General features: G+C 56.0%; 10 protein-coding genes. 4 read left to right on the top strand and 6 right to left on the bottom strand.

Annotated elements, in window-relative coordinates:
• The first annotated feature begins 2 nt into the window (after nt 1–2).
• The 4 genes from METLA_RS0113220 (at nt 3) to METLA_RS0113205 (ending at nt 5,162) form a co-directional block, all read left to right on the top strand.
• A complete protein-coding gene (locus tag METLA_RS0113220; RefSeq protein WP_024299001.1) occupies nt 3–1,238 on the top strand; it encodes a bifunctional 3,4-dihydroxy-2-butanone-4-phosphate synthase/GTP cyclohydrolase II in 1,236 nt (411 codons plus the stop codon).
• A complete protein-coding gene (gene ssuD, locus METLA_RS0113215) occupies nt 1,235–2,425 on the top strand; it encodes an FMNH2-dependent alkanesulfonate monooxygenase (protein ID WP_245598795.1) in 1,191 nt (396 codons plus the stop codon). Before METLA_RS0113220 ends, ssuD begins: the two co-directional genes overlap by 4 nt.
• A gap of 109 nt (nt 2,426–2,534) precedes the next feature.
• On the top strand, nt 2,535–3,806 hold the full coding sequence (locus METLA_RS0113210; protein WP_024298999.1) for a bifunctional O-acetylhomoserine aminocarboxypropyltransferase/cysteine synthase: 1,272 nt from the start codon (nt 2,535–2,537) through the stop codon (nt 3,804–3,806).
• Nucleotides 3,807–3,980: 174 nt separating this feature from the next.
• A complete protein-coding gene (locus tag METLA_RS0113205) occupies nt 3,981–5,162 on the top strand; it encodes a sigma-54 interaction domain-containing protein (RefSeq protein WP_024298998.1) in 1,182 nt (393 codons plus the stop codon).
• A gap of 39 nt (nt 5,163–5,201) precedes the next feature.
• Here the strand turns inward: METLA_RS0113205 and zapE are convergent, their stop codons facing one another.
• The 6 genes from zapE to METLA_RS0113175 form a co-directional block, all read right to left on the bottom strand.
• Nucleotides 5,202–6,383, bottom strand: a complete 1,182-nt coding sequence (zapE, locus tag METLA_RS0113200; protein WP_024298997.1) for a cell division protein ZapE — start codon at nt 6,381–6,383, stop codon at nt 5,202–5,204.
• A gap of 144 nt (nt 6,384–6,527) precedes the next feature.
• Nucleotides 6,528–9,098 carry a bifunctional aconitate hydratase 2/2-methylisocitrate dehydratase gene (acnB, locus tag METLA_RS0113195; protein WP_024298996.1) on the bottom strand — a complete coding sequence of 857 codons (2,571 nt, stop codon included), beginning with the start codon at nt 9,096–9,098 and terminating at the stop codon, nt 6,528–6,530.
• Between the two features lie 53 nt (nt 9,099–9,151).
• Nucleotides 9,152–9,832 carry a DUF3226 domain-containing protein gene (locus METLA_RS0113190; RefSeq protein ID WP_024298995.1) on the bottom strand — a complete coding sequence of 227 codons (681 nt, stop codon included), beginning with the start codon at nt 9,830–9,832 and terminating at the stop codon, nt 9,152–9,154.
• Nucleotides 9,825–10,877: an AAA family ATPase gene (locus tag METLA_RS0113185; protein ID WP_024298994.1), complete on the bottom strand. Its 1,053-nt coding sequence runs from the start codon at nt 10,875–10,877 to the stop codon at nt 9,825–9,827. Before METLA_RS0113185 ends, METLA_RS0113190 begins: the two co-directional genes overlap by 8 nt.
• An 89-nt stretch (nt 10,878–10,966) precedes the next feature.
• The gene (locus tag METLA_RS0113180) at nt 10,967–11,977 is read right to left on the bottom strand and encodes an isocitrate/isopropylmalate dehydrogenase family protein (RefSeq protein WP_024298993.1); all 1,011 of its coding nucleotides are present in this window, start codon (nt 11,975–11,977) and stop codon (nt 10,967–10,969) included.
• A 67-nt stretch (nt 11,978–12,044) separates the two neighbouring features.
• The gene (locus METLA_RS0113175) at nt 12,045–12,332 is read right to left on the bottom strand and encodes a hypothetical protein (RefSeq protein WP_024298992.1); all 288 of its coding nucleotides are present in this window, start codon (nt 12,330–12,332) and stop codon (nt 12,045–12,047) included.
• Nucleotides 12,333–12,539 lie beyond the last annotated feature (207 nt).

Genomic DNA, 12,539 nt, shown 5'->3' with positions numbered 1-12,539 from the left:
CAATGAGTTACGACACAATAGAAACGGCGCTGGAAGCCATCCGCAACGGCGGCTTCGTGGTGGTGGCCGATGATGCCAGCCGGGAAAACGAAGGCGATTTAATCATCGCAGCCGAAAAAATCACGCCCGAACAAATGGCCTTTCTGGTACGGCATAGCAGCGGCGTCGTTTGCGTCTCCCTGCCGGGCGAGCGCGTCGAGGCGCTGCATCTGGAGCCGATGGTCGCGAGCAATACCGATGCCCATGGCACGGCATTTACCGTGTCGGTGGACTTGAACAAAGGCACCAGCACCGGCATTTCCGCCGCGGACCGCAGCGCCACCCTCCGGGCCTTGGCGAATCCCGCCTGTACCGCCGACAATTTTGCGCGCCCAGGCCATGTGTTTCCGTTACGCGCCAGGCCGCATGGGGTGTTGGCGCGGCCGGGACACACCGAAGCGGCCGGGGATCTGGCGCGCTTGGCCGGTCTGTATCCGGCCGGTGTGTTGTGCGAAATCGTGAACGACGATGGCAGCATGACCCGCGGCGAGGCGCTGCGGGCATTCGCCAGCCGACATCAATTGCCCTTTATCCGGATCGCCGACTTGATCGCCTATCGCCGCCGTAACGAACAACTGGTCGAGCACGTCTCGGAAGCCAGGATACCCACCGCCGTTGGGGTTTTCACCGCCCATGTTTACCGTTCCGTGCTCGACGGTTCCGAGCATTTGGCCCTGGTCAAAGGCCAGGTGACGGGACAGCAGAACGTCCTGGTGCGGGTGCATTCCGAATGTTTAACCGGCGATGTGCTTGACTCGTTGCGCTGCGATTGCGGCAATCAACTCAAAATGGCGTTGGCAAAAATCGAACAGGCAGGCAGCGGGGTTTTGGTTTACCTGCGCGGGCATGAAGGCCGCGGCATCGGTTTGGCGCACAAGCTGCGCGCCTATGAATTGCAGGATCAGGGCCGGGATACCGTACAAGCCAATTTGGATTTGGGTTTGCCTATTGATTCCCGCAGCTATGATGTCGGCGCCCAGATCCTCAGAGATTTGGGGGTAACGACGATCAGGCTCATGAGCAATAACCCGGCCAAGTTCAGCGAACTGGCGGGATACCGGCTGAAAATCGTCGAGCGCGTGCCGCTGGAGCCCGTTCCCAATCGCGAGAATATCGTCTATTTACGCACTAAATCCGAGAAGCTCGGGCATTTGCTGAATCTGGACAATCTGCCCTGGGAAACGCTGAGTGCGAAATGAATGCGGATGCAGGACACGACCATAATGAATTTGGAGACAAGAAAGTGAATGTTTTCTGGTTTTTACCGACGCATGGCGACGGCCGCTACCTGGGTTCGGCTCAGGGTGCGCGCGAAGTGAACTTGCGCTATTTGCGCCAGATAGCCCAGGCGGCGGATACTTTGGGTTATGGAGGGGTTCTGATCCCTACCGGCGTCACCTGCGAGGATTCCTGGGTGGTCGCGGCCTCGTTGATTGAATCGACCGAGAATTTACGGTTTTTGGTGGCGGTTCGTCCCGGCCTGACCACGCCCACGGTGGCGGCGCGCATGGCGGCTACCCTGGACCGGTTTTCCGGCGGGCGCTTGCTGGTCAATGTCGTTGCCGGCGGCGATCCGGTTGAACTGGCCGGCGACGGCTTGTTCCTGGCGCATGACGAGCGTTATGTCCTGACCGCCGAGTTTTTGACCGTCTGGCAGCGCTTATTGGCGGGCGAAACCGTCAGTTTTGCCGGCAAGCATATCCGGGTCGATAACGCGAAACTGGCCTTTCCGCCCGCGCAGACGCCGAGTCTGCCGTTATATTTGGGCGGCTCATCGCCTGCCGCCCATCAATTAGCCGCCGAGTATATCGACCACTATTTGAGCTGGGGCGAACCGGTGCCGGCGGTGGCCAAAAAAATCGCCGATCTCGAAGCTCGCGCCAGGCTGGCCGGGCGGGTCGTGCGTTACGGCCTGCGCATACACATCATCGTTCGGGAAACCGAAGCCGAAGCGTGGGCGGCGGCCAATGCGCTGATCCGCCATGTCGACGATGAGGCGATTGCTTCCGCGCAGCGCGCCTACGCCCGCTCGGATTCCGAGGGGCAACGGCGGATGAACAGTCTGCACCGAGGCTCCCGGCAAAACCTCGAAATCGCCCCCAACTTATGGGCCGGTGTCGGTTTAGTCCGGGGCGGCGCAGGGACTGCGTTGGTCGGCGATCCGCAAACGGTCGCCAAGCGCTTGCAGGAATATGCCGATCTCGGCATCGAAACCTTTGTGCTCTCCGGTTACCCGCACCTGGAAGAAGCCTACCGGGTGGCCGAATTGCTGTTCCCTTTGTTGCCGGTCGCAAAAGCCCCTGAAAAAACACGCGCCAAACCGGTGTTCCATTTAAGCCCCGTGGGCGATACCGGAAAAGTCGAGTGGCAAGCCAAGGCCGGATGAGCCGAGGCCGCGTCGAGACTGGCAATGCCATCGTATGTCCCCAAGCCCGTTATCAGAACCGAAAACCAGACCTTTACAGACCCCATCAACCTCGTCAACCCTGAAGCCCATGAAACTAGAAACGATCGCCGTACACGGCGGCTACAGCCCCGACCCGACCACCAAAGCCGTGGCCGTGCCCATTTATCAGACCACGTCTTACGCCTTTGACGATACCCAGCATGGCGCCGATCTCTTCGATTTGAAAGTGGCGGGAAATATCTATACCCGCATCATGAACCCGACTTCGGACGTGCTCGAAAAGCGCGTGGCCGCCTTGGAAGGCGGGATCGCCGGGCTGGCGCTGGCCTCCGGCATGGCGGCGATTACCTACGCGATCATGACCATCGCCGAAGCCGGCGACAACATCGTCTCCGCCGCCACCCTGTACGGCGGCACTTACAATCTCTTTGCCCACACCCTGCCGCAATACGGCATCAACGTGCGTTTTGCCGATTATCGCGATCCCGCAGCTTTCGAGACGCTGATCGACGGCAAAACCAAGGCGGTTTTCTGCGAATCGGTCGGCAACCCGCTCGGTAACGTGACCGATTTTGAACGGCTGGCCGCCATTGCCCACCGCCACGGCGTGCCGCTGATTGTCGACAACACGGTGCCGTCGCCTTATCTTTGCCGTCCGATCGAGCACGGCGCCGATATTGTCGTGCACGCGCTCACCAAATATCTGGGCGGTCATGGCAACAGCATCGGCGGGGTGATCGTCGATAGCGGCAAATTCCCTTGGGCCGAACATAAAGCGCGTTTCCCTCGCCTGAACGAGCCCGACGTGTCCTATCATGGCGTCGTTTACACCGAAGCCCTGGGGCCTGCCGCTTACATCGGCCGGGCCCGCGTCGTGCCGTTACGCAATACCGGCGCGGCCCTTTCGCCCTTCAATGCGTTTTTGATCTTGCAAGGCATAGAAACCCTGGCGCTGCGCATGGACAGGATCTCTGAAAACGCCGTCAAGGTGGCGCGCTACCTGCAAAACCACGTCAAGGTGGAATGGGTCAACTACGCGGGGCTCGAAGACCATCCGGATAAAGCGCTGGTCGATAAATACATGGGCGGACGCGCGTCCGGCATTCTGACTTTTGGCTTGAAAGGCGGCCGCAAGGCGGGAGAACGTTTTCAGGATGCGCTAAAACTGTTCACCCGCCTCGTGAATATCGGCGATGCCAAATCGCTAGCTTGCCACCCGGCATCGACCACGCATCGGCAACTGTCTCCTGAAGAGCTGGTCAAGGCGGGCGTCACCGAGGACATGGTGCGTTTATCGATCGGGATAGAACACAGCGACGACATTGTCGCGGATCTGGAACAGGCGCTCGAGGCGGCTTGACGCCGGAGGATTGGCGGACGCTTGGCAGATCCCGGCTCAACAAGCCAGGATCTGTCCGGAAATCAGATCATTATTACATTTAGGCATACTAATATTGATCTTGATCATTTTATAACTTGAGACGCGCATGCTATCTTGGAGTCAGTTGTGACTTCAAGGGACCTGTTTTTACTTATGTCTTTACTTGCCTTTGCTAATCCTGCCGAGATGGCGCTCTCGATTCGAGCGTCCGCCTTGGTTTTCGAAGATCCAAAGTCCAGAGAACTGCTCGATAGAATCAAGCGGGTTGCCCCGAGCGAGTTAAATGCACTGGTCATTGGCGAAACCGGCACCGGCAAGGAACTGGTTGCCCGCCACATCCACGAGCTGAGCGCCAGACGCAACGGGCCGTTTTTGGCGGTCAATTGCTGCGCCTTGTCGGAAACCTTGATCGAAAGCGAGTTGTTCGGCCATGAGAAAGGGGCTTTTACCGGCGCGGTGACGACCAAACAAGGGTGGTTCGAGGCCGCTTCCGGCGGCACGATTTTTCTGGACGAGATTGGCGATTTGCCGCAGTCGATGCAGGTCAAGTTATTGCGGGTCTTGCAGGAACGCGAGGTGGTGCGGGTCGGATCCCATAAGGCGACGCCCATCGACGTGCGCTTGATTGCGGCAACTAACGTCAAACTGGAAGAGGCGGTCATGGCCGGCCGGTTTCGTGAGGATTTGTACTACCGGCTGAATGTGGCGGCATTGAATTTGTTGCCTTTGCGGCAGCGCACCGGGGATATTTTGCCGTTGGCCCGGCATTTCTTGAAGGTCTACGGACAGCGTCTCGGCTGCCCCGGAACCACGATTTCCCCCGCCGCCAAACAAGCCCTGTTAACGCATCCCTGGCCAGGCAACATTCGGGAATTGGAAAATGCGATCCATCACGCCTTGTTGGTGGCTCGCGATCTGACCATTACGCCGACCGATTTAAATCTCTCTCAGGCGCTCAGTTTTTCTAAAACGGTAGAGTCCGAGGCGGGAGATTTTGAGAAACTGGACAGCGTCTTGCAAACCTTATGCGAGCAGGAACACCCGGATCTGTATGCCCGTGTCGAACACGCCTTGTTACAAGCCGCGTATAAGCACACCGGCCGCAATCAACTGGCTACGGCGAGGTTGCTTGGGCTGAGCCGGCACGTGGTGCGCGCCCGATTGATTCAAAACCATATTTTGGCATCGGGCGATGCGGAAACCGAAAAATATCAGCCCCCCTTGCCGAAGAGTGTCAGTATTCCGCCCATCGTAGTACCTGAGGTGATTCCCAAGGAAAGAGGCTACAAGGAAATTGTTTTCTCCGAAGCATCGCAGGAGTGTTGGGGATTTTGATTGATCCCTAATTGACAATTTAGGCCCGGATGTCCAGCGCTATCGATCCCGCGGCTCGACATCGCAAAGATGCTCGCTGCGCAGATAGCTCTCCGACTGCATTTCCATCAGCCGCGACACCGTGCGTTCGAATTCGAAGGCGCCGTCGCCTTCGGTATAGAGTTCGCGGGCAGGCACCTCGGCGGTGCAGATCAATTTGACCTTGTGTTCGTAGAGCGCATCGATCAAGGTCACGAAGCGCTTGGCCTCGTTCCGGTAAGCGGAGGTCAGTTTCGGAATGTTCGCCATGATGATCGTGCTGAATTCGCCGGCGATTTTCAGGTAATCGGCCGCGCCTAAAGGCTGCACGCACAATTCTTCGAAAGAAGTAAAGGCGACATCGCCATGCGCCGCAGTCAGGCGTACCGTGCGGCCGAATACCGGCAACTCGACCGGCTGCATTTCGGAAAAATGCGTCAATTCGTCATAGCTGTGCCGGAGGAATGCGTCGGCATCCGGGTCCAGCGGGGTGTAATAGGTCGTTTTCAACGCGTGCAGATGGCGGAGGCGAAAATCCTTTTTGGCCGCCAGCTGGATAATGTTGGCTTCATTCTGCAACACCTTGATGAAAAACAGGAACTGCTCCCGTTGCAGGCCGCCCTGATAAAGATCGTTCGGATGCCGGTTCGAGGTCATCACGGTTACGACGCCGAGTTCGAACAATTTGCTGAACAGGCGGCCCAGAATCATTGCGTCGGCGATGTCGGTCACATGGAATTCGTCGAAACATAACAGGCGCGTCGACTTTCTGATTTGCTCGGCCAGCACCAGCAAGGCGTCGGCGATTTTTTGCTGCCGGCAGCGGTGCACAAAGGCATGCACTTCGATCATGAAGGTATTGAAATGCACGCGCCGTTTTTGGGGGAACGGACAGGATTCGTAAAACAACTCCATCAGCATTGATTTGCCGCGGCCGACGCCGCCGTAGATATACAGGCTTTTGCAGCGGGGCGGGCGGCGGGAGAAAAATTTTTGCGCGGCCGGTTTGTTGTCGTGGCAGGCGTTGGCGGCAAGGTCGTTCAAGAGATCTTGCAGATGCGCCAATACGCCGTGTTGCGCGGCGTCATATTGAATATGCGCCTGATCGACCAGAGCGAAATAGCGCCGTTCCAGTTCGCAGGACAAGTCGGGCAAGGGGGAAAGGGGGGGCGGCTTGGCTTTCTTCAGGATTCTTTTCAGCATGACGCGAACAGGGTTGCGAAACGAAGATGGGCAACCGGATAATCAACCGATTTAGGGAACTCCTTAATTCAATTCCATTTTAAAGGCCGCAGGCAGGGGCGGCGTCGGCCGCCCCGAAAACCGAGTATTTATTCGGAAATCCGCTTAAACGCTCAGTGCGGCCTTATCCGCTTTCTCCCGGTAATTTTTGATCTGATCGAAATTCAGATAGCGGTAGGTATCCGCGGCCGATTTGTCGATCTGCGCGGCATATTGCATGTACTCCTCGACGCTCGGGATCTTGCCGAGGATCGAGCACACCGCCGCCAGTTCGGCCGAGGCCAGGAAAACGTTCGCGCCGTTGCCGAGCCGGTTCGGGAAGTTGCGGGTCGAGGTCGACACCACGGTTGCATTTTCTTTGACCCGCGCCTGGTTGCCCATGCACAGCGAGCAGCCGGGCATTTCCATCCGCGCGCCGGCCTTGCCGAAGGTGCCGTAATAGCCTTCTTCGGTCAGCTGGCTCTGGTCCATCTTGGTCGGCGGCGCGACCCACAGGCGGGTCGGGAGGTCCCCCTTCTGCTGTTCGAGCAGTTTGCCGGCGGCGCGGAAATGGCCGATATTAGTCATGCACGAGCCGAGGAAGACTTCGTCGATCGGGGTGCCGGCGACCTCGGACAGCGGCTTGATGTCGTCCGGATCGTTCGGGCAGGCCAAGAGAGGTTCCTTGATCTGGTCCATGTCGATCTCGATGATCTCCGCGTATTCGGCGTCCGCATCGGCTTCCAGCAATACCGGATTGGCGAGCCAGTCTTCCATCGCCTTGATCCGGCGTTCGATCGTGCGCTTGTCGCCGTAGCCTTCCGCGATCATCCATTTCAAGAGCGTGATGTTCGAGGTCAGGTATTCGCGGATCGGCGCCTCGTTCAGGCGAATCGTGCAGCCGCCCGCCGAGCGTTCGGCCGAGGCGTCGGACAATTCGAACGCCTGTTCGACTTTCAGGTCAGGCAGCCCTTCGATTTCGAGAATCCGCCCCGAGAATACGTTCTTCTTGCCTTTTTTCTCGACCGTCAACAGGCCCTTTTGCAGCGCCGCGTAAGGAATCGCATTGACCATGTCGCGGAGCGTGATGCCGGGCTGCATCTTGCCCTTGAAGCGCACCAGGACGGACTCCGGCATATCCAGCGGCATCACGCCGGTCGCGGCCGCGAAGGCGACGAGGCCGGAGCCGGCCGGAAACGAGATGCCGATCGGGAAGCGGGTATGCGAGTCGCCGCCGGTGCCGACCGTATCGGGAAGCAGCATCCGGTTCAGCCAGGAATGGATGATGCCGTCGCCGGGGCGCAACGAAACGCCGCCGCGGTTCATGATGAAGTCGGGCAGGGTATGCTGCATCTCGACATCGACCGGCTTCGGATAGGCGGCGGTATGGCAGAACGACTGCAACACGAGGTCCGCCGAGAAGCCGAGGCAGGCCAGGTCTTTCAGTTCGTCGCGGGTCATTGGCCCGGTCGTGTCCTGCGAGCCGACGGTGGTCATGTGCGGTTCGCAGTAGGTGTTCGGGCGGACGCCTTTGATGCCGCAGGCGAGGCCGACCATCTTTTGTGCCAGGGTATAGCCCTTGCCGCTGTCCTGAACGCTGCCGGGGCGGCGGAATACGGTCGAAAGCGATAATCCTAAGGCCTTCCGCGCCCGGTCGGTCAGGCCGCGGCCGATGATCAGCGGAATCCGGCCGCCGGCGCGGACTTCGTCGAGCAGCACGTCGGTTTTCAGTTCGAAACGGCAGACGATTTCCTCGCTGCCGTGGCGCTTGACCACGCCGTCGTAAGGATAGATGTCGATCACATCGCCCATCGACATGCCGGCCACGTCGCATTCGAACGGCAAGGCGCCGGAGTCTTCCATCGTGTTGAAGAAGATCGGCGCGATCTTGCCGCCGATGCAAACGCCGCCTTCGCGCTTGTTCGGAATGTAAGGGATGTCGTTGCCCATGTACCAAAGCACCGAGTTGGTCGCCGATTTCCGGGACGAGCCGGTGCCGACCACGTCGCCGACATAGGCGACCGGAAAGCCTTTCTGTTTCAGTTCGGTGATTTGCTGTTCGGCATTGGTGATGCCTTCGCGCGGCATTTTCAGCATCGCTTTCGCGTGCAGCGGAATGTCCGGGCGCGACCAGGCGTCCGGCGCGGGCGACAGGTCGTCGGTATTGGTTTCTCCGGTCACCTTGAACACGGTCACGGTCAGTTTGGCCGGGACTTCCGGCTTGGCCGTGAACCATTCCGCATCGGCCCAGGACTGGATCACCTGTTTCGCATAGCCATTGCCGGCATCGCTCTTGGCCTGCACGTCGTGGAACGCATCGAAAATCAGCAGCGTATGCGACAGCGCCTTCGCCGCGATCGGCGCCAGTTCGGCATGATCGAGCAGGTCGATTAAAGGTGCGACATTGTAGCCGCCGAGCATCGTGCCGAGCAGCCGGGTCGCCTCGGCGGGAGACAGAATCGGCGAGGTCGCCTCGCCTTTTGCGATCGCCGCGAGGAATCCGGCCTTCACGTAAGCCGCATCGTCAACGCCGGCCGGAATCCGGTTCGCGAGCAAATCCAGGATAAACGCCTCTTCGCCCGCCGGCGGATTTTTGATTAGTTCGACCAGCGCGGCGGTTTGCTGCGCGTCGAGCGGCTTCGGCACGATGCCTTCGGCGGCGCGTTCTTCGACGTGTTTACGGTAGTGTTCTAACATGGGGGAATTCCTTCGAGTATTCCTAGATAAAATTCAATGAGGGAGATGATAGGTTAATGTTGGGGATTGAACGTCCGCAAATACCGGGTTAGATCATCCAGACAGGCATGGGAAAAGTCCCAAAGGTCTTTTTTGAGGCTTGCCTCAAGGTTGCATTTTCTGCCGGCCTGTTTTTGTTCTGCATTCGCGCAGCCATCGTAACGCAGATAGACGCTGAGCCAAAATTTATCGAAATCCTTGGTTTTGATCGGTTTATTTTTGGCGGCCAAACAGTTTTGCCAAGCCAAGAGGCAATCGGCATAATTCGAATCTTTCGACTTGATCGTTTTGAGCAAGGTTTCCAGTTCGCCGCTGCCGTTCACATTCAACACATGACAGGATATTTGAACGTCCAACAATGCACTTGGATACCAAGTGTTTGTTGCTGAAATCGTCAGTTCAGAATCAAGCGACTTGATTGCTTGATTGACAAGTTGAACTCTGGCGTCGATGCCTTCTTGGTCCGCATCGATTAGGATGCCGATTTTGTCGAGGCCTTTTTTTTCGATATCGCGTTTGATTGTCTTTAGTTTGTTTTCGAGAGCCGTGAGCGACAAACCGCCCAAACATTCATATTCGGAGATCGTGCAAATCGGGGTGTCGACTTCAAAATCGGCAGTGGCAATTTCCTGCTTGAGACGTTCGATGAATAACTTGTCGTTTTCGCTCTCGACGATCAATAAATTGTTACTCACCGCGTATCCTTCCTTCGTGAGTCAGCGAATAGCGCAGTTGTTCTTTATCGATACCGGATGCGTCAATCAATCCGGTTTTCAGATTATTATAGAATTCGAAATATTGGGTATCGCATGTCTCGTTTTCGAACTGCACGTCGTTGAAGGCGCTGATGCATTCTTTCGAATGCGTAGTGATGAACAACTGGCAGTTAGCCGCGACACTGGCCTCGAAAATGATTTCCCAGAGTTTTTTATAGTTGGTGTAGTGGATACCGTTTTCGATTTCGTCGATCAATAAAAAGCCATCTTTGTTGGCCCAAATGGCGCATAGGATAGCAATGTAGCGATTAACACCTTCGCCTAAGGATGATAAAAGAACTAAGTTATCTTGGCCTTTTAACTTGAATTTTAGGACAACGCCATGTTTGGTTGTTATTTGTTTAATTGAGACAATATTGGGGTCAAATAACGATAGCGACTGATTTAAAAAATCTTCTTTATCCGAATCAACTAGTGACCCTAATAAAATAGCAATATCTTGCTCATTTAATTTTGCTGACGAGATATATGTAATTATTCCACTGAATTTTTTCCAAAAATCTATACCAAAGTCATTAGATTCGGGTTTTGTAAACATATACGAAGGGAGGCTCTTTTCGTCTTCATAGCCATCTTCATTTTTTAGAAAAAAAGATAATCCCTCGGTTGGTAACCCTTTATCACCGATTGACGTTGAATTATCTATGTAATCGCTAAGACGTTTAATTCGGCAGGATTTAAGATGGAGGGTTGAAAGTGTTATGTTATTTTCATTGGAGTAGAAAATGTCTAGTTCACAATACTTTATTTCATTTTGTCGCCTTTTTAGGATAGTGTCGAGCATGAATATCAAGTCGGAAGCTGTTTTTGAACTTAAAAATAGCTCGGCGGCCTCTAAAAATGCCGTCTTACCGACATTATTCTTGCCGCCAATCAAATTAACTTGACCAATCCCGGAAACCTTCAGGTCCTTGAAGCATTTAAAATTAGTGATTTCTAAATTTTGAATGGCTTGTGTTGGCATTGAAGGTTCATCAAGTTGAAATTGCGGTTGCACAAGATGCTGAGTGAAAAAAAGTGCTCAGCATCTTGTGCTTATTGGAACGGCGGATTTTATTCCATCGCGTCAACGATCGCGTTGCCCATCTCGATCGTGCCGGCTTTCGAATGCGGATTCAAATCCGGCGTTACGAACTTGCCTTCATTCACGACCTTTTCGATTGCCTTGATCACCCGGTCGGCCGCTTCCTGCTCGCCCAAGTGGCTCAGCATCATCGCGCCGGCCATGATTACCGCGGTCGGATTGGCCAGGTTTTTACCGGCGATGTCTGGCGCGCTGCCGTGTACCGCCTCGAAAAGCGCCGCGTCGTTGCCGATGTTCGCGCCCGGAATCAAGCCCAGGCCGCCAACCAGGCCCGCGGTCAGGTCGGACAATATGTCGCCGAACATGTTCGTGCAGACGACCACGTCGAACTGCTGCGGATTCATCACCATATGCATGCAGGCTGCGTCGATGATTTTTTCGTCGAACTGAATGTCCGGGTAACGCGCCGCGGTTTCGCGCGCGACATCCAGAAACAGGCCCTGGGTGTATTTCAGGATATTGGCCTTATGGCAGACGGTCACCTTCTTGCGGTTGTTCTCGCGCGCATATTTGAACGCATAGTCGATGATCCGCTCGGAACCGGCGCGGGTTACGACCGCCAGACTCTCGGCGATGTCCTTTTTCGGCGTCAGATAATGTTCGAGGCCCGCGTACAGGCCTTCGGTGTTTTCGCGAACGATCACGATATCGACATTGTCATAACGGGTCTTGACGCCGGGCCAGCTCTTGGCCGGACGCACGTTCGCATACAGTTCGTATTTTTGCCGCAGCGCGACATTGATGCTGCGGAAGCCGGTGCCGACGATCGTGGTCAATGGCCCTTTGAAGGCGACCCGGGTTTTGTCGAACGATGCCATCGTTTCTTCGGGCAGCGGCGTGCCGAATTTTTCGTGCGCGCCGAGGCCCGCGTGTGCTTCTTCCCACTGAATCTTTGCGCCGGACGCGTCAATCACTTTGACGGCCTCATCCATAATCGAAGGGCCGATACCGTCGCCTTTTATCAAGGTCACCAGATGCATTCAAAACTCCAAAAATAATAGAAAAAACAAGGATAATACACAGCAATGCCCGAGCCGGGCAAAAGTCTTACAAAACCGTAGCCACCAGCGCAAACACGAACACGAAGATCACGAACAGGGTGAACTTGGCGCGGCCGCCGAGCCCGGCCCACCAGCGTTTGCATTCGGCCTTCAGCGCGAGTTTGACGTTGTCCGCCTGGAAGATGCGCCGGCATTGGCCGCGAAACGACCGTTCCTCTTCGTCGGCGGCTTCCTGGTCGATCAGTTCGATGATCTTCGAATAATAACTCCCGCATTTGGGGCATTTCGTCTCGGGCAGCGGGTTTTCATGACCGCAAGCAGGGCATTTTTTCATCGGCAGCACCTCAAGCTTAATGTTCAAAGCAAAAAACAGGCCTGCTTATCTTAGGCCATTCGGCGAACAAAACAGACTCCAATCGTTCCCACGCTTCGGTGTCACTGCCATTAAGTTAAGGATGGCAGGTCCCTTCTCCCCCCGGGAGAAGGCTAGGATGAGGGGATCAAAATAAAGTATTTTTCCTTATTTTATTCCCCTCACCCC

The organism is Methylomicrobium lacus LW14 (assembly GCF_000527095.1).
Classification (GTDB): Bacteria; Pseudomonadota; Gammaproteobacteria; order Methylococcales; family Methylomonadaceae; genus Methylomicrobium; species Methylomicrobium lacus.
Note: the sequence above shows the minus strand (reverse complement) of the source record. Positions and strands in the feature narration are given on the sequence as shown.